This is a genomic window from Pseudomonadota bacterium (assembly GCA_030859565.1).
GTDB lineage: Bacteria > Pseudomonadota > Gammaproteobacteria > JACCXJ01 > JACCXJ01 > USCg-Taylor.
In genome coordinates, this window is sequence record JALZJW010000042.1 from 1 (window position 1) to 20,781 (window position 20,781).

Genomic DNA, 20,781 nt, shown 5'->3' on the forward strand with positions numbered 1-20,781 from the left:
GTCTTCACTACAGCGGTTTTGCGCCAATTTACTGCCCCCTGCACTTAAAATCCAAGTACTTACGCGACGCCTCAGCCCGAAAACGGGGGCGAATCGGCTAAGTCGGGTTAAGGTGACGTTCAGATCGGGCAGGTGTGCAAAGTGTAATGCCGTAATGTCCCTCCGATGGTTGGATTCGCGCTCGTCTTACTGAACCTCGCGGGCAGCCCAATGAGCGATCCTCGCTTCCGCGCGCCGGACGTCAACCAGGCAACGGAACTGGCGGCGCTTGAGGTTCGATTGCAGACCCACGTGCGCAAGCTGGCAGGGGCGATCGGCGAGCGCAATGTGTTCCGCTCCAGGCGCTGCAGGCCGCGGCGGATTACCTCCGCGCGCAATGGGCGTCGTTGGGCTATCAGGTCGCGTCCCAGAGCTACGAAGCCCACGGTGTGCGCAGCGAGAACCTCGAAGTTACGCTGCCCGGCGTGCACAAGCCGAGCGAGATTATTCTCATCGGGGCACACTACGATTCGGTGAAAGGCAGCCCCGGAGCCAACGACAACGCCAGCGGCGTCGCGGCACTATTAGAGCTCAGCGGCGCGCTGGCTCAGGCGAAGCCGGCGCGCACGCTGCGCTTCGTCGCCTTCGTCAATGAGGAACCGCCGTTCTTCTACTGGGGCGAGATGGGCAGCAAGGTATACGCCGAGGAGGCCCGCGCCCGGGGCGACGACATACGGCTGATGATCTCCCTCGAGATGCTGGGCTATTACAGCGAGGAGCCGGGCAGTCAGCGCTACCCGCCGCTGTTCGGATTCTTTTACCCAGACCGGGCGAACTTCATCGGCTTGGTGTCGAACTTCGACTCGCGCAGCCAACTGAAAGAGCTGGTGGCCGCCTTCCGTGTCTGCTCTGATTTCCCGGCGGAGTCGCTCGCCACCTTCGAGCTCGTCCCAGGCGTTGGCTGGAGCGACCATCGCTCCTTCTGGCGTGAAGGCTATCCGGCGGTGATGGTCACCGACACCGCTTTCTATCGCTATTCCCACTACCATAGCCAAACGGATACGCCCGAGAAGCTCAACTACCACGCCATGGCACAGGTGGTGACGGGGCTGCAGGCAGCGCTTGGCGTCTTAGCGCGGCAGTCGACAGGCGTAGGACGCGCCGGGTGCCCCACGAGGTGAGAGAACGACAACGCTGCCCCAGCCTTGCTTAGCCGCCGGTGCTCTGACCCCGCGGCACGGGTGTCAGGGCGCCATTGGTATACCTCTCTCAGACCGTAAAGCGCCCAACCGGTGTTCGGCGTTCGCGAGACTCGCGCAAAAGGCCGGGTCGGTGACACCTCACGCAGGTCTGGGCGCTGTTGCGAGTATCTTGCGCGTTACATTGACAGAAACGCGTTCGACCAAGGCAAACGCAAGCCGGTAGGGAGCTAATCAAGGCAGGCATGATTACAATAGAACACCCCAGCCCGCTTGTTTGTCACAACCTTGTCACACCCAGAATGACGAAATATGATTAATCATTGTTACGCTATTTTTCGAGGTATAGGCGTGTAAGTGCTTGACATAACAAAACAAATAATTTTGCAGCTACGCACTTGAAAAACCGTAGTGGGGCAACCCACCGGGGGTTCGAATCCCTCCCTCTCTCCAGCATGTATAAGAAGAATAGTAATCCGCAACCGATATCCCCGCCCATCCGGTTCAGCTCCCTGAGCCGACAATCTCCCTTGGCCCTCACTCGCGCGAGACGCTAAAACGCCCCGAAATTTTGGACCTCAGGCCGATGAAAGCCAGGCCCAGGGAAGGGCCTGCTTGGCGCGCCGAGGATGCAACGGCCGAAAAATCCCTCCACTTGTGACCGAGGATTCGCGTGTTTGACATTCCACAGGTTCATCAGTACTTTCCCTTTCGAAGAAAAAGGGCTTTTAGAATCCCTAACCCTGACCAGCAGTCCCATCATCACAACCCATCCATCCGGGAGGACACAGCAATGGCAGAGAATCGTGGAGTCGTTTATTTAGGGCCGGGCCAGGTCGAGGTGCAGGAAATCAACTACCCCAAACTGGCCAATCCCAAGGGCAAAAGGATTGACCACGCGGCGATCCTGAAGGTCGTCTCGACCAACATCTGCGGCAGCGATCAGCATATGGTACGCGGCCGCACGACCGCGCCGCGCGGCCTGGTGTTGGGGCACGAGATCACCGGCGAGGTCATAGAGGCCGGCAAGGGCGTCGAATTTCTGAAGGTCGGCGATCTGTGCTCGGTGCCGTTCAACGTGGCTTGCGGGCGCTGCCGCAGTTGCAAGGAACAGAAGACCGGCGTCTGTCTGACCGTCAATCCGGCGCGCGCAGGCGGCGCATACGGCTATGTAGACATGGGCGGCTGGGTCGGCGGGCAGGCCGAATACGTGCTGGTGCCGTACGCCGATTTCAACCTGTTGAAGTTTCCCGACAAAGATCAGGCGATGGCGAAGATCAAGGACCTGACCTGTCTGTCGGACATTTTGCCGACAGGTTATCACGGTTGCGTGTCGGCGGGCGTGGGGCCGGGCACGATCGTGTACATCGCGGGCGCGGGGCCGGTGGGCTTGGCTGCTGCTGCTGCGGCGCAGTTGCTAGGCGCGGCCTGCGTGATCGTGGGCGATATGATTCCGGCGCGTTTGAAGCAGGCCAAATCGTTCGGCTGCGAGGTGGTGGATTTGTCGAAGAGCGCGCCGCTGGCCGAGCAGATCGCGCAGATCGTCGGCGAGCCGCAGGTGGATTGCGCGGTGGACGCGGTCGGTTTCGAGGCGCGCGGGCACGGGGCGGAATCGCGCGTCGAGCATCCGGCGACGGTGCTCAATTCGATTATGGAAATCACGCGGGCGGGCGGCGCGCTGGGCATCCCCGGCCTCTACGTGACCGACGATCCGGGCGCGGTGGACGACAATGCCAAGCGCGGCAGCTTGAGCATCCGGCTGGGCCTGGGCTGGGCCAAGAGCCATTCGTTTATGACCGGGCAGACGCCGGTGTTGAAATACAACCGGCAACTGATGAACGCGATCTTGTACGACAAGATCAAGGTCGCCAAAGCCGTCAACGTCACGGTCATCACGCTGGACGACGCGCCGAAGGGTTACGCCGATTTCGACAAGGGCGCGGCGCGGAAGTTTGTGCTTGATCCGCACGGAATGTTGAAGAAGGCCGCTTGAATGCGGATTGCGGATTTCGATTCGCAATCCGCGATTTGTGCAATAGGAGTTGTATGAAAGCGATTTGGAAAGACGTGGTGATTGCGGAGAGCGCTGGTCATGAACACGGCGCTCGCCACTGGCGACGTACCGTTCGGCGAAGGCTTCCTTGCTTGGCGCGACTGGGCCAACGAGAACCCGGACATGCCGATCGCCAAGGTGATGGGGCGCAGTTGTCCGCACTTGACTCCCCAGGAATGGGCGAGCTATGACGCCCTTTATCCCAACACCTGCTACAAGTCCGGCGTGCGACGCTGGATTTTGTTATCCCCTCACACCCGGTGGCGATAGGCTGCACCTCGATTGACGCGGCGCACGGCGTCGCATGCGATGCTCGTGCGCGGTTCTTGCGCTGTCCGGTAGTGGGGCACTGTCACGTTGTTGCCCCTGATTACACCGACCCGCAACTATCTATCGCTTCGTACAGCGCCACTTTCCATAGCCGTATAGCTACTGGGGCACTGTCTGCATTTCAATGTGGAGAGTGATAATAGCAAGGCCGATAATAACGCTGAGTTTTAGCATCAGCATTGGATGGCATGGTGGGTAAGCCGGTTGACGCAGCGTGACTTGTCGTCCGCAAATATTTCCCGCCAATGCGCTTCGTGGCTAGCTGAAGACTACTGGCGTTGTACTAGACGATCCGTGTACCCTGAACGGCTGGAAATACTTGCACGTATCATCCCGTTTTGGCCTCGACCCTGCTGCGCTCATGTGCACGCTTGCCGCTGACAATCGATGAATTTGGAGAAAAATACTGGGTATGGTTTCGGTCCAGCCGATAGATGACAAAACATTCAACGTAACCGTCACGGGCACGACCACGACCACCCACACGGTGACGGTGGAGCCCGATTACTATAAGAAGCTGACAGGTGGGCGGGTGCGCGCCGAGACGCTTGTCGAGAAATCGTTTGCGTTCTTGCTAGCCCGCGAGCCCAATACTAGTATCCTGCGGAGCTTCGAACTGCCCGTCATCTGTCGGTACTTTCCGGAGTACGAAACGACGATTAAGAAAATGCTCGGCTAGCTTGGTCGCCACCGAGCATGTCTGTTTCGCTCACCAACGCCAGTAATAGCGATTATAGCTTTTTGTGTCCATGCCGCTTATACTATATTCGTTGCAGTGCACGTCTTGTAGTCAGTTCGGAAGTCCCTCCAGTTTTTTCGGTCGTTACTCCCGCATGTCGCCTTCAGGATCGGGATTGCACCATTCCAATTCAACCAAACAGAGGTATTTCCGTGATTACAGGAACAGTAAAGTGGTTCAACGACAGTAAGGGCTACGGCTTCATTACCCGGCAGGACGGCGGCAAGGATGTATTCGTGCATCACTCTGCCATCCAGGGTAACGGCTTCAAGTCCCTGGCGGAGGGCCAAAACGTAACCTTCGACGTGGAGCAGGGCCCGAAGGGCCCGTCGGCGGCGGCAGTGCAGCCGGCTTAAACATCAAGCACTGCGTAAGCAGGTTTCACGAGACCCCGCCACCCGGCGGGGTCTTTTTTTGGAGGAAGGTAAGGGGAGACGAAGCGAAGGCGTAATTTTGTGCTGCGCATTTAATCTTCGACCGGGCGTTACTCCGGTTTTTGGCCAACCGCTAGCGAGTCGCTGAGAAATCGGGGTAGCCTAATCGCATGGGATTCGTTCGTCAGTGTAATGCGCAAAAATTTCCGAGTATTCAGCTCCAATGTGACCACTAATTTTGGATGCCGCCCGTATGCCAAGCAGCGCTTGCTGTTCAAATATTCGTTTGTGGCTTAAGCAGCTGGGTCGAGGACCAACGCTAATAGGCTTCTATAGCCGTTCTCCATCGCAATTAACGCGTGAAAATCATCGAAAACCCTCCACAATATTTTTCGGAACGCCAATTGTCAGTGCGCGTCAACTGGTCTAGTAAGATGTTCTATTTGCCGTGTTCCCACGTCTTTTTTGAAGCGGCTCTTCCGCTCGGGCGCGCTGGTTCGCAGAACCACCGCAAAACACACTGAGAAATCACCATGAAACATCTAACTATCGCCTTGGCCGCCTGCCTGGCTTTCGCCCACGGCTTGACTAATGCCCAGCCGCCGACCGAACCTGATTCCGACGCCGCCACGGTCGTCAAGGACAGCAACATTTTTGCCCTCGACTTGTATAGTCACCTAGCCCAGCAGGACGGCAACCTTTTCTTCTCGCCCTACAGTATCTCCAACGCGCTCGCCATGACCTACGCCGGCGCCCGCGGTGAGACGGCAATGCAGATAGCAACGACCCTGCACTTTACGCTCGAGCAGGATCGGCTGCACCCTGCGTGGGGCAATCTTAGGAAGGAAATCCAAGGTGCCGGCCAGGGGCGCACGGTTCAGCTCAAATATCAGCTCCATAGCGCCAACCACCTCTGGGGCCAGAAGGACTACAGCTTTTTGCCTGCCTTTTTGAAGACCACCGAGAACTACTACGGCGCCGGCTTGAAGGAGGTTGATTTCATAAACGGCCGCGAAGAGGCGCGCCAGACCATCAACGCTTGGGTCGAGGAGCAAACCAAGGACAAGATCAAAGAGATAATCAAGCCCGACATCCTCACCGAAGACACACGCCTGGTCCTGACCAATGCCATCTATTTCAAGGGCGCCTGGAGGCGCCCCTTTTTGCCCAAGAAAACCACAGACGGGGACTTCAGCGTGGCCGACGGCAAGAAGGTCAAGGCGAAGCTGATGCGCAGCCCCAACCGCACTAACTACTTCAAGGGGAGGGCTTCGAGGCACTGGAGCTGCTCTATGAGGACCGCGACCTATCGATGATTGTGCTACTGCCCAACAAGGCCGACGCTCTGCCAGCCTTCGAGAAGAGACTGACGGCGGCCAACCTGTCGCAGTGGCTAGCCAGGCTGTCCGACCACAATGTAGACGTGACGTTGCCGAAGTTCAAGCTGACCTCTGAGTTCATGCTCAAGGACGTGCTGTCGAATATGGGCATGCCGCTCTCCTTTGATCGCGATAAAGCCGACTTCAGCGACATGACGAAGCGCGAACGGCTCTTCGTCAGCCACGTAGTGCATAAAGCGTTTGTGGATGTCAATGAGGCTGGCACTGAGGCGGCGGCGTCCACGGCGGAGCTGATGGAAATCGTTTCGGCACCACCGCGGGCCACGTTCCGCGCCGACCGCCCCTTCATGTACCTAATCCGCGACAACCGCACCGGCAGCATCCTATTCCTGGGTCGTGTTGTGGATCCGGCTTTGACAAGACTGAAACTAGGTCGGAGTTCGCCTTATAATTAGCAATCTCGACAGACACGTTTCTCGCACATCGTACCGCCCATCAGTTACCTGAAAACCGAGTTGTTTCCGCACGCCCGGTACTTGGCGACAGCAGTTGCCGTTCCAAGAGAAAATTCCAGAGAGGCGGTAACTCCAATTTGGGAACGAATCAACAGCATGGAGCGGTGTCCCGTTGCAGCGGGTTCATGGTGACCGAGTGGTGCGGGGATCTGGACCAAATTTTGGCTTGACAAGATCTATTTGTATATGCAACACTACGCACCGGTGAAAATGGAATCGAACAAAATGAAGTACGATAACGGTATTATTGATCAGATAAGGTGTGAGTGTCTGTTTAGTCGTGCACGCATACTCAATCGTGTTCTCACGGGCATCTACGATGATGAATTGCGCGCATTCGGTCTGAGAGCAACACAACTCAATCTCCTGGTGGCTGTGGCGAGGATCGGCCCCGTTCGGCGTATCGACATTGGCAAGCGCCTTCACCTCGACCCATCAACGCTGACACGTAATCTAAAGATTATGCTGACTAATGGTTGGGTAGAAGAGATTATAGATGGAGAAGACGGGCGAGGCTCGCCGTTGCAGGTTACGGCCAAAGGTCGTGATCTTCTGCATCAAATCGTTCCTTCTTGGCGTAAGGCACAGGATCGCACACAAAACCTTATTGGGGATAATGGAGCGAGACTCTTGCGAAAGCTCGTAGGAAACATGATCGGGCTTCCAGCAGGGTAGGTGTATTTTTTTGATTACATACTTGCATATACAGATACATGGCACTCTGGCAGCAGGCTCTCCACCTTAACCTCAAACAGGGACAAGATTTTTAGTTGAACCCATCACTAACCGAGCAAGAAACCGAGAGAGGAGACAAAATGGCAAAACCAAAAATGTTGATCACGGCAGTGCGGGGCAAATTCCTAGCTTGCCTGCTGCTACCACTCACGATGTTTCTTGGGTGCACCCCTCAAGACAAACCATCCCAGCAGGTCTCACGGCCTGTGAAGGTCGTCCGAATCGGGGATGAGGCCGCAGCCGGCGTGATGAGTTTCGCCGGGGAAGTGCGGGCACGATACGAGACGATTTTAGCCTTCCGGGTATCGGGCAAAATGATTGACCGTCACGTGGAGGTGGGTGATCGAGTGCGCAAAGGTCAGCGCGTCGCGCGTCTTGATTCCACCGATTACCGGCTTGGAACGGAAGCGCTTAAAGCCCAGCTCAACTCAGCCCAGGCTGAACGGGATTTTGCCCGGGATGATCTGATGCGTTACCGCGAACTCCTCAATCAGCGGGTCATTAGTCCAGCCGAGTTCGACCGACACGACACTGCGTACACCACCGCGAGGGAACGGGTGGTGACGTTGGAAGCTCAACTGAGCCAAGCGACCAACCAATTACAGTATACCGATCTGTTGGCGGATCGGGATGGTGTGGTCACGGGACTGGAAGTCGAGACGGGGCAGGTGGTGACTGCCGGTCAGCCCGTCATCAAGCTGGCCCGTCTTGATGAGAAGGAAATCCATATTGATGTCCCCGAGCAGCGCGTGGCCGGAATCGATCTCCATCAGAAAGTCAGCGTGACCCTGTGGGCTGACGGCGACCGGCGGTATACGGCGCGTATCCGCGAAATCGCGGCAGCGGCCGACCCAACCAGCCGCACCTATCGCGTCAAGGCGACACTCCTTGAGAGGCAGGATGAAGCACGGCTCGGCATGACGGCGACGGTGTGGATTCCCGTGACTACATCACCTCGCATCACCGTCCCTTTCTCGGCCGTATTCACCCCGCAGAACGAGCCTGGACGTCCGCGTGTGTGGCTGGTGGAAGAAGGAGGCAGCACGGTCAAATCCGTACCGGTTCGGCTGGGCGAGCCACTGGACGGAGAGCGCATTGTCGTTGCGGGAGTCGTGTCTGGACAATTAGTCGTTAGCGCCGGGGTACAGCGCCTGGCTGAGGGACAGGCAGTGCGCTTGCCGGAAAAGGTCGCGGCGGCCATGCAGGGCTACGTCGCCGAAAGCAAGGAGTATCAGCCATGAAGAATTTCAATCTGAGCGAGTGGGTACTCGAACATCGCTCCATCACCGGTTTTCTCATGGTGCTGGTGCTGCTCGGCGGAATTGTCGCCTATTTCCAGCTGGGACAGCGGGAAGACCCGGAATTCACCTTCCGGGTGATGGTCGTCAAAACCCTCTACCCTGGGGCGACCGCGCTGGAAACAGAGCAACAGGTGACCGACCGTCTGGAAAAGAAAATCCAGGAGTTGCCAAACCTGGACACCCTGCGCAGCTACTCGAAATCCGGCGAATCGGTCATTTTCGTTTCACCCCGTGAAGATACGCCACCTAAAGAAATTCCCGATCTCTGGTATCAAGTGCGCAAGAAGGTCGGTGACATCCGCATGAGCTTGCCGCCCGGCATCGTCGGCCCCTTCTTCAATGACGAGTTCGGCGATACCTACAGCCTCCTGTATGCCTTTTCCGGGGAAGGCTTCAGCTACGCCGAGCTGAAAGCTGCGGCAGATTCGGCCCGGCAGCAGATCTTGCGCGTCAAGGATGTCGAGAAAGTCGATCTCATCGGCGTCCAGGACGAAAAGATTTACGTCGAGTTTTCCGACAAGAAGCTGGCCGAACTGGGTCTGGACACCGCGGCGGTCGCCCAGGTACTCCAGGCGCAGAACGGCATGGTGCCAGCCGGGACGGTGTTTTCCTCGCAGCGCAATCTCCCCATACGACTCACCGGCCCATTCGACTCGGTGGATAGCGTGGCGAACCTGGCCGTGCGTCTCGATGGCCGGACCATCAGAGTCAGCGATTTCGCCAAGGTGACGCGGGGCTATACCGATCCGCCGGAATTCGAGATGCGCTTCAACGGTCAGGAAGCCATCGGGCTCGGTGTCACCATGAACAGGAAAGGCGATGTGCTGGAACTGGGCAAAGCGCTTGAAACCGCCATGACTCGGATCGAGGGGGAACTCCCGGTGGGCATCGAGGTCGAGCGGGTCGCCAATCAATCGCGCGTGGTCAAAACGGCCATCGGCGAATTCCTGCGCACCTTCTTCGAGGCGCTGGCGGCGGTGCTGCTCATCAGCTTCCTGAGCCTCGGATTTCGCACCGGCTCCGTCGTCGGGCTGACGGTGCCCCTGGTTCTGGCCGGAACGCTGCTGTGCATGTGGCTCTTGGGCATGGAAATTCATCGCATTTCGCTGGGCGCCTTGATTCTCGCGTTGGGTCTTCTGGTGGACGACGCCATGATTGCTATCGAGATGATGGCGCGCAAACTCGAAGAGGGATGGGATCGGATGCGCGCCGCGACTTTTACCTACCGCGCCACGGCCTTCCCGATGTTGACCGGTACGCTGATTACCATTGCCGGCTTCCTGCCGGTGGGCTTGGCCAAATCGCAGGCGGGCGAATATACGGTGGCGATTTTTCAGGTGATGGCCATCTCGCTGCTCCTGTCGTGGATCGGTGCGGTGGTCTTCACACCCTATCTGGGCTTTCTGATGCTCAAGACCAAGGGCAAGGGGCACACGCCCGGCCACGACCTTTTTGACACGCCGTTCTATAATCGTCTGCGCCGCTGGGTGGATCGATGCGTGGAACATCGCAAGACAGTGATCATCGGCACGGTGGCGCTGTTCGGCGTCGGCGTCGTGACCCTGACCCAAGTTCCCGAACAGTTTTTCCCATTGTCCAATCGGCCGGAAGTCATCATCGACCTCTGGTTGCCGGAGGGTAGTTCCTTCGCGCAAACCGAAGCGGTCGCCAAGCGCATGGAGGCGCTGCTTGCCACGGACGAGGACGTGGTGAATTACGCGACCTATATCGGCGGCGGCAGCCCGAGGTTTTTCCTGCTTATCGTACAACAACTGGCCAATACCAACCTCGCCGAATTCGTGGTGATGACCCGTGACAATGTGGCCCGCGAACGGGTCATGCAACGTCTTCGACTGACCTTCTCCACGGATTTCCCGGGAGTGCGCGGACGCACCATGCGCCTCAACGTCGGACCGCCGATGGATTATCCGCTCGTGTTCAGGGTGTTCGGTGAAGATCCCAAGATCGTTCGCAACATCGCCGACCGGGTGGCCGAGGTCGTGCGCACCAACCCCAACACGGTCGATGTGAACGACGACTGGCACGATCGCATTCCTTCGTTACGTCTCGTACTCGATCAGGACAAGGCGCGTGCACTCGGCGTCTCTACTTCAAGTTTGTCGCAAGCCTTGCAAGCTCACTATACGGGCATCCCCGTTGGACAGTTCCGCGAGGACGACAAACTCATCGACATCGTCTGGAGAGCGCAAAAGGACTTACGTGCTGCCGCCGACGAATTGCCCGATGTCACTGTTCGGACGGCCAACGGCAGATCGGCACCGCTGGCGCAGTTCGTCAAGTTCGAAACCGTCTTCGAGGACGGCGTCCGTTGGCGCCGCAACCGCTTCCCGGCAATTTCGGTACGGGCCGACGTGGTAGACGGCATGTTGGCGCCCGATGTAGCCGCGCAGATCGTTCCGAAGCTCGAGCCCATCAAAGACAGCCTCCCCGCCGGCCATTTCATCGAAACCGGCGCGGCCAAGGAAGACGCCTGGATCGCTCAGAAGTCGATCCTGATTTGGATTCCGCTCGTCGTGATCGTCACGCTCATCCTGCTGATGATTCAATTGCAGAATCTGTCCAGAACCTTCCTTGTTTTTATGACGGCGCCTCTAGGGGTAATCGGGGCCGCGTTCGCCCTGTTGCTGTTCGGTGCTCCCTTCGGTTTCGTGGCCCTGCTCGGCATCATCGCCCTGGCCGGCATGATCATGCGCAACTCGGTGATCCTGGTGGATCAGATCGAGCAGGACGAAAAGGCCGGCCGGGATACCTGGACCGCCATCGTAGAATCGACCGTCCGGCGTTTCCGGCCCATCCTGTTGACTGCGGCGGCGGCTATCGTGGCAATGATTCCGTTGTCGCGTAACGATTTCTTCGGATCGCAGGCTATCGCCATCATGGGCGGACTCACTATTGCTACCGTACTGACAGTGTTCTTCCTGCCGGCGTTGTATGCAGCCTGGTTTCGGGTAAAGCGGGAATGCTCTCAAGCTGATGCGTCGCCGGAAAGTTCGAAGGAAGTTCTCCTTCCCATGGATTCGGTAATTTCTGATAGAGAGGTTCCCGTGATGGCCCGCTATCTAATACCAAGCATCGCCTTTATGATAGTGATTTTAGCAGGCTGTACACCGACGCGTGTGAGTGATCGGGTACTATTATCGACTCCGACGGATTGGCATCATGCCCCAGTTGTTCAAGACAATTCCAATCAGGCCGACCTCAAGGAATGGTGGCAAGGATTTCATGATCCCCTTCTGAACGAGTTGATCAGCCAGGCATTGGCCGCGAACCACGATCTCAGAATCGCAACGGCTCGCGTGCGCGAGGCCAACGCTCTAGTCACGGTTGCGGAATCAGCACTTTACCCCAGCGTTGATTTCTTTTTATCAGGCGGCCGAGAAAAGCGCATTGACCGAATCATCGCGGTACCGGGTAACCAGGGGATAGAGCTGGTCACACCCACCGTCAATGTTATCACCAGTGGGCTTGCTGCACGGTGGGAAATTGACGTTTTCGGTGCCAGGCATCTTGAAGCCGAGGGGATGGCTGCTCAGGCTGCGGGAACCGAAGAGGCTCGACATGGGGTACAGGTTGGATTGCTGGCTCAGGTGGCAACGAACTACCTGGAGCTGCGCGGCGCACAGGAACGGATTGCCATTCTGCGGAAAAATATCGGGATCCAGCGCGAAAGGCTCAGAGCTCTGCAGGCCTTTTATCGTGCAGGTTTAACAAACGACACCGATGTGTCCCGCCAGGAAACCTTGGTGCATAGCACCGAGAGTGCCCTCCCGGTACTGAACGCAGCAGAGGCAACGCTTATCCATCGCCTCAGTGTGTTGCTTGGCGAGTCTCCGGCGAAACTTGAAAGCCGATTAGTTGCTGCAGTTCTTCCTTCAGCTCTGCCAGCTATCCCAAAACTCTTACCTTCGAGCTTACTGTCACAACGGCCCGATCTGCGCCTTGCACAAACCGAAGTGAGTGTAGCAGCGGCCAGCCTTGGTACAGCGCGTGCCGATCAGTTTCCGAAGTTGGTGCTGTCAGCAAGCGGTGGGTTCGGCGCACTGGCCGTCGGAGGATTTTCGAGTCTGGCGGAGGGGGTATATGCCCTCGGTTCTGGGCTCACGGCGCCGATCTTCAATGCAGGACGCATTCGAGCTCACATCGCTGGCGCGGACGCGCGGCTGGATCAAGTCGCGGCGAAGTACGAAAAAACCTTCCTCCTCGCCTTGGAAGACGTGGAAAATGCCTTTGTCGCGCATACCTCCTCGAAGGAGCACCGCGAGGAACTGCTACAGGCCGAACAAGCAGCAGATAAAACCTATCGATTCTCCGAAGCCTTATACCTGCGAGGAGCGAGTGATTATTTATCCGTGCTGGATGCTCAACGCACCAAACTTTCGATCAACGACGAGCGTGTCAAAGCTGAAACCGCCGTTCGTGTCTCCTTGGTCTCGCTTTGCAGAGCTTTTGGTGGCGGTTGGGCCGTAGAACGCTCAGTGGGCCGAGGCAACGATGAGATCAATATCGGACAAAACTCAGGGCCCGCCGTTCCGGCTGAACACTAAACATATCGTGTATCACGGAGAAAAGTTTCCCTTCAAAGCTGTATCCAGATGCCAAAGCCAACGGAGTGGCGCACGTGGACGTCGAGACCGTTCGATTTCTAAATGCCTGCGAGAAAGGTGGTATCAAGCTCCTCCATTGCTAGCCGTACATACAGTAGTGAATGATCCGTGAAAAGGGCGGGGAAGGATAAGGCGATGCAGTTCTGATAACCAGCATCAACGTGCGTATAAAGGGAGGGATTCCAATGTCACATATGGTTGTATGTAAGGAAAGTTCCATGAAAGGAGTAGTCGTGCGATTCAGACAATCGATCATCCCGACAGTCATCCTCCTCGTCATGAGTATGGGACTCTTCTGCGGGGCCGAGGCAAAACCATCGAAGCGGGCCATGCGACTGTGAGCTGGAAAGGAAAGGGCGTGATCGATGATCTGGGGGATGGGGACAGAGTCTTTAGCGGCACTCTTACCGGGACCATCTTCGTGAAGCATCTTCCCGTAGGCTCGGCACCTGCGCAGATTCATCCGGCCAAAATGGATTGTCAGGCGATTCTCTATATCAATAAGAACGTAGAGGAACGGAAGACTATCCTCTGCATCGTGAGGGCCCATAAAGGCAAGGACCTCGCGTACGGAGAAATCCAATGTGTCGGAAAGACAGGCGAATGCAAAGGCGAGTTTACGTGGGTCTGGGGAAGGGGTGGATTCAAGGGCATTACAGGGACGACACCGTTCGTCGCCGGTATCTATTGAAGAACAGAAAGAGGGAGAGATCTACGGAAGTGCACATTGGCCGAACTTGACCTATACACTGCCATAGGTGTTTACGCCTCGCCACGGTGAGAAGGCATCACGATCAAACCGATTGTCCGTGTCGGGTCAAGCACAGACTTGTCAAACACGCACTCCCGCCCACTGGGTCGGGTCGAGAGCTGGCGCGTTGACGGTAGGGGACGGTGGAATATCCAGGGCTTTCGCCACCGGGCCGCAGTCCGACTCCCATGGTCACGTCTCCAGCTCCCGCCACGTCAAACCCAGCGTGCCGATTTCCGGCACTGGGCTTACCTATGTACTTCATGACAAGGGTTATGAGACCTATCCTACTGGAACGGCTATCGGTAATGGGGCACGCCGGACACGGTAGCCATGAAACAAGCCGTGTTCATCGTACAACCACTGCCGACGCCACCGCTTCCAGCCGAAGCCACGACGCTGTCGGGCACGGCCCAGGTGCCGCCGGATCTTCTGCTCCACCCAGTCGCGAACAAATGCAAAGCACCGACTCGAATGGCCAAACGCAAAGTAGTTTACCCAACCGCGCAAGATGGGATTAATCGTTTGGATGAGTAACCCCAGAGGCTGGGAGCGAAAGCTCCGAAAGATACCCTTGAGCTTGCGCAACAACGCGGTGCGTCTCTTCCCCTGCGGTAGCCGCAATGGCATCCACCGCCCCGCCCGACTTCGTAGACGTCGGAATTCAAACCCAAGAAATCCAAAGCGTTCACCTTTTACGAGGTCCACTCGCCGGCTCTTCTCTTCATTCACTTCCACGTGCAGCTTGGCAAACTCCTCCCGCAGGCGTTTCTCCACCGCTCGGCGTAACCATGCCTCTCGCTCATCACCACTGACCAGTACCACCAGATCGTCAGCAAAACGACAATACTCGATGGCTGTCCGGCGATGGTAGCGTGTGGCGTCCTTGGCGCGCTCCAGCATCCTGTCTATCTCGTTGAGATAGAGATTGCTTATCAACGGTGAAATCACACCCCCTTGCGGAACCCCGCATCGGCCCGAGGCCTTCAGTATCAGCTTCAACAGATGCATGACCTGCTCGTCATCGACTCGCCTCGCCACCTGCCGCAGGACAATAGAATGTTGTACATTGTCGAAGTAGGCCCGCAAATCAAAGTCAATCACATAGGTCTTGCCTTGTAGTACTGCATCGCTGACACGTTGAATCGCTTCATGGGCCGAGCGCTTGGGCCGATAGCCATACGACCCGGGTTGAAAGTCCGCCTCGAAGATTGGCTCCAGGATGAGCTTCAATGCCCCCTGGACCACCCGGTCACGAATGGCAGGAATCGAGAGCGTGCGAATACCCCGCCCTTTGGGAATTTCTACCTTCCGCGGCCGCAGTGGACAGTACGTTCCTTGCACAAGCTCCTCACGGAGTCCTTCCAGAAAACGCTCGACACCTGCCGCCTCAATCGCCTCAAAGGTCACTCCGTCAATCCCCGGAGCACCGTTGTTCGACATCGCTAGACGATAGGCACCTCGCAGCGTTTCCCGCTTGCACATATGCACGTACAGCCCCCAACAGCGCCAAGACGGTTCCGCCTTCGCCTTGACGTATAGCTTTCGTCTCAGGTCTTGCAGCCCAATAGGTGCAATTGTCATCTCACCCCTGCCTCCCATCTCGTCGAAAGCGTTGTACAAAGTGAGGTCCCTTCGCTCAACAGGCATTACCCTGCATCACCGCTACTGCGAACCTCTCCGCCACCGTCTCATCGTCCATCCACTTCCCGGTTACGCCGGTTATAGGATGTACCTCGCTTCCGCCGATTTCTCGGTCGGGATGAGGACGGCTTCCCCAGTTGCTTAGCATGCCCTTGTCACCGTGCTGTCCCTACCACCCCGCTGGAGGAATGTGCCGCATCAGTCAGGCTGCGACACCCCCTAAAGTCTTCGCCCCGGAGCAGAGGGCTCGACCTCCAGAGTTAAAATTATCGAGGCCACTTGTGGGTTCACTCACGTTACGGCCCGGTGACTCGCTCACCCTCCCAAGGAGGGCTTCGTCAGTCAGCTTCATTCGTTTCGTTGCCTCCACGAATGTGACTCAAGCTACGAGGCACTGACTTTTACCTCGGTGGGACTGCCTCCCACTGAACATGCCAGCCTTCGCTGGGCACACTGCTCCGCATTTATTTTCCTACCAGTCAATTCCGTGGTTTGATATGGTGCACTGGCCATGCAGTGCGGTGTCGGTATAGTCTTAAGGCATGGGCCTTTTCAGTTGTCTCCTTCATTGTTTGATTGAACTTGCTGCCCTCGTCTGCGAGCTCGTCAAGGACGCGCTACATGGTCTGGCCCTGTGCACGAAAAGTCACGCGGCGCTGACAGCGGAGAATCTATTTCTTCGCAAACAGCTGGCGTACTACCAAGAGCGCAAGATCTCTCCACGGCGTTTTAACAACGCCTCACGCTATCTTATGGGCTTGCTGTCGGGCTGGTTTGATTGGAAGGAGGCGCTGGTGGTTGTCACACCGAAAACGCTTATTGGTTGGCACCGTGCTGGGTTTCGGCTGTTCTGGCGGTGGAAATGTCGTCGTGGGCGACCCCGGATCCCTGCAGAGCTTCGCGCGCTGATCCGCCAAATGGCCCGAGACAACGTCGGTTGGGGCGAGGAGCGCATCGCGAACGAGCTCTTGCTGAAGCTTGGGATCCAGATCTCGCCGCGTACCGTACGCAAGTACATGCCTAAGCGTCCGCCGGGTCGCCTGCGAGCTGACCAACGCTGGTTGACGTTTGTACAAAACCACGCCAACGCGATCGTGGCATGTGACTTCTTGACAGTCGTCACCGCGACCTTCAAGTGCCTTTATGTTTTTGTCGTTATCGAACTCGGTAGACGGACACTGATACACATCAACGTGACCGAGCACCCCACAGCGACATGGCCATTACAACAGCTACGCGAAGCGATCCCCGCCGACCACAATTACAAACGCCTACTCCATGATCGAGACAGTATCTTATCCGCGGGTCTTGATGCGTCCGTCAGGAAACTGGGACTACGCGTTCTAAAAAGTCCTTACCGCAGCCCGTTGGCGAATTGCATTTGCGAACGCGTGATCGGAACTCTACGCCGCGAATGTCTCGATTTTCTAATTCCGCTCACCGAGCGACACTTACTTCGCGTTGTGAGAGAGTGGGTCAGTTATTACAACACCGCACGACCCCACATGTCGCTGGGTCCCGGGATCCGAAGTCCGCCGGAGACATTGCCAGTATCTCGGACATCTCACCGTCATCGGCTCTCTGAGAACCGAGTCATTTCTGCATGCTCGGTGCTGGGCGGCCTACACCACGACTATCAATTTGCAGCAATCACTACATGATTGCGAAAGAATTTTGCGCATTACAACTGATCGATAATAATATTCCAGACTGGACCTGACGTGGTACGATTGTTGAGCTTCCTAAAGACAGGCGAGCAGCGTATCAACCGGAAACACGAAGAGCCGCCCCGAACATTGTTCCACCAGTACTGAAAGCACGGAGACCCAGCATGGCTACCAATACTCATATTACCGCTCCAACCCGTTCCTCGATGCCTGAGCAGGAGGTCGCCACGATCGTTGTGACGGCACTCAAGAGTGACACCGCGTTGGCCGCGGTGCTTAACCGGCAACGCGCCGCTTTCCTGCGAGACGGTCCGCCATCGTTGGCGCAGCGGCGCAGCGACTTGATGAAGCTCAAGCGGGCTCTGCAGGAGCGTAGGGAAGATTTCGTCGCCGCTATCAACGCCGACTTCGGCCACAGATCGCGCCAGGAAACGTCGCTTCTCGAGATGGCGACTGTCGTCGACGGGGTCAAGTATCTCCACCGTAATCTTGCCCGATGGATGCGTCCCGAAAAACGGCGCGTGGCCTTGCATTTCTTGCCGGGTTCAGCGCGCGTCGTCTATCAGCCGCTCGGTGTGGTCGGTATCATATCGCCGTGGAACTATCCCGCTGCCCTTGCGCTGATGCCGCTCGCCACGGCGCTCGCAGCCGGCAACCGCGCCATGATCAAGCCGTCCGGATTCACGCCGACCACGGCTGCACTGATGGCATCGATGCTGGCTGACGTGTTCCAGCAAGATCAGGTGGCAGTTGTGACCGGCGACACGCAGGTTGGGGTGGCGTTCTCAAAGCTCGCGTTCGATCACATCCTTTTTACGGGAAGCACGCCTGTGGGACGCGCTGTCATGCGCGCGGCCAGCGAAAACCTGGTGCCGGTAACTTTAGAGCTCGGCGGGAAGTCGCCCGTTATCATCGAGCAGGGCTCTTCCCTTCGAAAGGCTGCACGGTGCATCGCATACGGCAAGCTGACCAACGCCGGCCAGACCTGTATCGCACCCGACTATGTGCTGGTGGCCGAGCAAGAGGTCGAAGATTTCGTTGCCGCGTACACGCGCGAGGTCGCGAAGCTCTATCCGGATATAGCTGCGAACCCCGACTACACGTCGATCATCAATGACCGCCGCCATGCGCGACTGTTAGATTTGCTCGTTGATGCCCGCGCGAAGGGTGGTCGCGTCATCGAGATCGGCGCGCAGGCGGACGACGGCGCTACCGTGCACCGGCGCACGATGGCACCGGCGGTCGTGCTCGATGTGACCGAAGAGATGAGCGTGATGAAGGATGAGATTTTCGGGCCGATCCTGCCGGTCGTGCCCTATCGCGAACTCGAAGACGCCGTCGCCTATGTTAATGCACGGCCGAGGCCATTGGCGCTGTACTTCTTCGGCCCGGACGGCCCCGGCCGCAAGCTGGTTCTCGAACGCACGACGTCCGGCGGCGTCGCGATCAACGAAACCAATCTAAACTACGCGCAGGACGATATTCCGTTCGGTGGCGTCGGCGCCAGCGGCATGGGTGCGTACCACGGACAGGAAGGCTTCAAGACCATGAGCCACGCCAAGGGTATCTTCGAACAGGCAAGGCTCAATTTCACCGACGTCGTACGCCCGCCCTTCGGTAAATTATTCGAACGCACTGTCGATTTCCTGCTGCGCTGATTGCCGGCAGGCAGACCGGCCGAGGACTGAAAAAAGGAAGCCTAAAGTGAGCGCTGTACCGGCCATTCAGGCCATGATGCCCACCAGCGGGCCCAGCGGGTTGCAGCCGCGACCAGTTCGAGGCCATGAACCGGGCCATCGAAGCGAACATCATCCGGCCCATCATCGACCATGTCTTTGCTGATGAAGGTCAAAGAGGTCTTTTCACACCCAGCCATTGGCCAAGCATTTCGGCAAGATCGTCATCAAGATCTAAACCTCTAAGCGTGATGCAAGCAGGGCCCATTTAATCGTGGAACGTCTATGCCTAACCGTAAGGAACAAAACACCATGGAATACCGTTTTCTGGGAGCCTCGGGCTTCAAGGTCCCGGTGCTGGGCTTCGGTACCGGTACGTTCGGCGGCAAAGGCCCGCTGTTCAGCGCCTGGGGCAACACCGAGGTGGACGAGGAAGCGGGCGCCGCAAGCGAAAACCCTAAATCCGTTTCTGAGGGTTTCCTTTTTAGCGCGTCCGGTGAAATAATAAAGTTAGGGGTGGCCATGTGAACGCTACTATTTGCGCGCAACCGCCAAGATGGCGCTGATCTTCTGTGCGGCAGCGCTGCATTCGCTTAACGTCAACGAAAGATCGAATGCTTGATTGAGTACCTGCATCACAATGGTCGCCGGCGCTTGTGCACGTGGTTTCATGCGCAAAACTGAAATAATGTCGATCGCCTCCGTCCCGTAACCATCGAGGTCGGAGACATCATCGGCCGCGGTGCCCAACGGGTTCCACTCGGCAAGCACCTGGGCTACTTCCTCGATCTCTCGCTGCTCCATCGCTGACTCCTGCTGCCGGAACCCCTAACGTACAGAACTAAGCCGCGCCCGCCACGAACGCTTGGTAGAACCCGCAGCGATCCCGGGCGTCGGCTTGAGTGACGATTAGGCACGACTCTTATTTCTCCCCTTGCGTACGACGGTATCCTGTCTTGGTCATTAGCCACTGGACCACCCCAGGGAATACCGCATGCTGCCAGTAGAACAACTTCATCATGAACGGGATCACAATTAGACGCTTGTTCCTTTCGACACCTCTGACAATAGCATTGGCGGCCTGTTCAGGGGTTACCTCTGGGATCAGTTTTCCCATTTTCGGACCACGCTCATGACTCCCTGGATTGTGCTCCCAGTAGGGTGATGTCACCACACCACTCTCGTACAAGGTCACTCCGATTCCCGTCCCATCCAGATCCGCGCGCAATGCCTCCGTAAAGCCACGTACCGCCCACCGGGCCGCTAGATAGGCGGTGGCTCCAGGCCAGACAAAACGTGATCCCACGGAACTGATATTCACGATATGACCGCTGTTTCGTCTGAGCATGGCCGGTAGAAACGCATGCGTCACGTTGAAGGCCGCAAAGTAGGGAACCGCCATCATCTGAACCGCTTCTGCAGGACTCGTTTCATCGACGAAAAGCCATCTGCCTGCCCCCGCATTGTTGATGATAAGGTCCGGCGTCCCCAGTTCTTCCGCAATTTGCTTCGCCACCGCCGCAACTGCATCCGCATCCGCCAAGTCAACCGAGTATGTCCAGGCTTGTCCACCGGCGGAGGTAACATCGGCAGCTACCTGATCCAAGGCTTCCTTGCGCCGAGCGAGAAGCACCACACGTCCCCCAGCTTTCGCGATCGTTTTCGCGGTAGCTGCGCCGATTCCGCTTGAAGCCCCACTCACCAGCACTAGCTTGCCGTTGATCATCATCGAGTTACATCCTCATGCACTTTCGTGCCTAACGCCGAAGGGGCGGCCGCTTGCGGGGCGTCCCCTGGAACACTGGTATAGGTACTCCGTCCTACTTTCAGTGAAACTCACCCACAGCCGGCAG

14 protein-coding genes and 3 pseudogenes are annotated in these 20,781 nt (G+C 57.4%); 14 read left to right on the plus strand and 3 right to left on the minus strand.

Annotated elements, in window-relative coordinates; genetic code table 11:
* The first annotated feature begins 386 nt into the window (after positions 1 to 386).
* The 11 genes and pseudogenes from M3436_08205 (at position 387) to M3436_08255 (ending at position 13,881) form a co-directional block, all read left to right on the plus strand.
* A complete protein-coding gene (locus M3436_08205; GenBank protein ID MDQ3564109.1) occupies positions 387 to 1,160 on the plus strand; it encodes a M20/M25/M40 family metallo-hydrolase in 774 nt (257 codons plus the stop codon).
* An 811-nt stretch (positions 1,161 to 1,971) separates the two neighbouring features.
* Positions 1,972 to 3,171, plus strand: coding sequence for a formaldehyde dehydrogenase, glutathione-independent (fdhA, locus tag M3436_08210; GenBank protein ID MDQ3564110.1), 1,200 nt, complete (start codon positions 1,972 to 1,974; stop codon positions 3,169 to 3,171).
* A gap of 99 nt (positions 3,172 to 3,270) precedes the next feature.
* The gene (locus M3436_08215) at positions 3,271 to 3,501 is read left to right on the plus strand and encodes a hypothetical protein (protein ID MDQ3564111.1); all 231 of its coding nucleotides are present in this window, start codon (positions 3,271 to 3,273) and stop codon (positions 3,499 to 3,501) included.
* A 472-nt stretch (positions 3,502 to 3,973) separates the two neighbouring features.
* Complete coding sequence (locus M3436_08220) at positions 3,974 to 4,240, plus strand: hypothetical protein (GenBank protein MDQ3564112.1); 267 nt, start codon at positions 3,974 to 3,976, stop codon at positions 4,238 to 4,240.
* A gap of 212 nt (positions 4,241 to 4,452) precedes the next feature.
* Positions 4,453 to 4,656, plus strand: coding sequence for a cold-shock protein (locus M3436_08225; GenBank protein MDQ3564113.1), 204 nt, complete (start codon positions 4,453 to 4,455; stop codon positions 4,654 to 4,656).
* Between the two features lie 551 nt (positions 4,657 to 5,207).
* A pseudogene (locus M3436_08230) lies at positions 5,208 to 6,469 on the plus strand (serpin family protein).
* Positions 6,470 to 6,754: 285 nt separating this feature from the next.
* A complete protein-coding gene (locus tag M3436_08235) occupies positions 6,755 to 7,204 on the plus strand; it encodes a MarR family winged helix-turn-helix transcriptional regulator (GenBank protein MDQ3564114.1) in 450 nt (149 codons plus the stop codon).
* Between the two features lie 140 nt (positions 7,205 to 7,344).
* Complete coding sequence (locus tag M3436_08240; protein ID MDQ3564115.1) at positions 7,345 to 8,505, plus strand: efflux RND transporter periplasmic adaptor subunit; 1,161 nt, start codon at positions 7,345 to 7,347, stop codon at positions 8,503 to 8,505.
* Positions 8,502 to 11,558 (plus strand): annotated as a pseudogene (locus M3436_08245) (efflux RND transporter permease subunit). Before M3436_08240 ends, M3436_08245 begins: the two are co-directional and overlap by 4 nt.
* Before the next feature lie 108 nt (positions 11,559 to 11,666).
* Positions 11,667 to 13,130 carry a TolC family protein gene (locus M3436_08250; protein MDQ3564116.1) on the plus strand — a complete coding sequence of 488 codons (1,464 nt, stop codon included), beginning with the start codon at positions 11,667 to 11,669 and terminating at the stop codon, positions 13,128 to 13,130.
* Between the two features lie 397 nt (positions 13,131 to 13,527).
* Complete coding sequence (locus M3436_08255; protein MDQ3564117.1) at positions 13,528 to 13,881, plus strand: hypothetical protein; 354 nt, start codon at positions 13,528 to 13,530, stop codon at positions 13,879 to 13,881.
* A 342-nt stretch (positions 13,882 to 14,223) separates the two neighbouring features.
* On the opposite strand, the gene ltrA is transcribed toward M3436_08255, so the two are convergent.
* Positions 14,224 to 15,525: a group II intron reverse transcriptase/maturase gene (gene ltrA / locus M3436_08260; GenBank protein ID MDQ3564118.1), complete on the minus strand. Its 1,302-nt coding sequence runs from the start codon at positions 15,523 to 15,525 to the stop codon at positions 14,224 to 14,226.
* Positions 15,526 to 16,157: 632 nt separating this feature from the next.
* Here ltrA and M3436_08265 point away from each other — a divergent pair.
* From M3436_08265 to M3436_08275, 3 genes and pseudogenes are all read left to right on the plus strand, one after another.
* A complete protein-coding gene (locus tag M3436_08265) occupies positions 16,158 to 17,246 on the plus strand; it encodes an integrase core domain-containing protein (protein MDQ3564119.1) in 1,089 nt (362 codons plus the stop codon).
* A 212-nt stretch (positions 17,247 to 17,458) separates the two neighbouring features.
* Positions 17,459 to 18,910: a coniferyl aldehyde dehydrogenase gene (locus M3436_08270; protein ID MDQ3564120.1), complete on the plus strand. Its 1,452-nt coding sequence runs from the start codon at positions 17,459 to 17,461 to the stop codon at positions 18,908 to 18,910.
* 330 nt (positions 18,911 to 19,240) lie between these two features.
* Positions 19,241 to 19,360, plus strand: a pseudogene (locus M3436_08275) (aldo/keto reductase).
* A gap of 102 nt (positions 19,361 to 19,462) precedes the next feature.
* On the opposite strand, the gene M3436_08280 reads toward M3436_08275, so the two are convergent.
* Positions 19,463 to 19,732: a YugE family protein gene (locus M3436_08280; GenBank protein MDQ3564121.1), complete on the minus strand. Its 270-nt coding sequence runs from the start codon at positions 19,730 to 19,732 to the stop codon at positions 19,463 to 19,465.
* Between the two features lie 118 nt (positions 19,733 to 19,850).
* Positions 19,851 to 20,657 carry an SDR family NAD(P)-dependent oxidoreductase gene (locus M3436_08285; GenBank protein MDQ3564122.1) on the minus strand — a complete coding sequence of 269 codons (807 nt, stop codon included), beginning with the start codon at positions 20,655 to 20,657 and terminating at the stop codon, positions 19,851 to 19,853.
* Between the last annotated feature and the right edge of the window lie 124 nt (positions 20,658 to 20,781).

What these genes read in the sequence shown, in the direction of transcription:
- M3436_08250 (MDQ3564116.1), top strand. Translation starts at nt 11,667, where the DNA reads ATGATAGTGATTTTAGCAGGCTGTACACCGACGCGTGTGAGTGATCGG.
- M3436_08270 (MDQ3564120.1), top strand. Translation starts at nt 17,459, where the DNA reads ATGCCTGAGCAGGAGGTCGCCACGATCGTTGTGACGGCACTCAAGAGT.
- M3436_08280 (MDQ3564121.1), bottom strand. Translation starts at nt 19,732, where the DNA reads ATGGAGCAGCGAGAGATCGAGGAAGTAGCCCAGGTGCTTGCCGAGTGG.
- fdhA (MDQ3564110.1), top strand. Translation starts at nt 1,972, where the DNA reads ATGGCAGAGAATCGTGGAGTCGTTTATTTAGGGCCGGGCCAGGTCGAG.
- M3436_08215 (MDQ3564111.1), top strand. Translation starts at nt 3,271, where the DNA reads ATGAACACGGCGCTCGCCACTGGCGACGTACCGTTCGGCGAAGGCTTC.
- M3436_08220 (MDQ3564112.1), top strand. Translation starts at nt 3,974, where the DNA reads ATGGTTTCGGTCCAGCCGATAGATGACAAAACATTCAACGTAACCGTC.
- M3436_08240 (MDQ3564115.1), top strand. Translation starts at nt 7,345, where the DNA reads ATGGCAAAACCAAAAATGTTGATCACGGCAGTGCGGGGCAAATTCCTA.
- M3436_08285 (MDQ3564122.1), bottom strand. Translation starts at nt 20,657, where the DNA reads ATGATGATCAACGGCAAGCTAGTGCTGGTGAGTGGGGCTTCAAGCGGA.
- M3436_08235 (MDQ3564114.1), top strand. Translation starts at nt 6,755, where the DNA reads ATGAAGTACGATAACGGTATTATTGATCAGATAAGGTGTGAGTGTCTG.
- ltrA (MDQ3564118.1), bottom strand. Translation starts at nt 15,525, where the DNA reads ATGACAATTGCACCTATTGGGCTGCAAGACCTGAGACGAAAGCTATAC.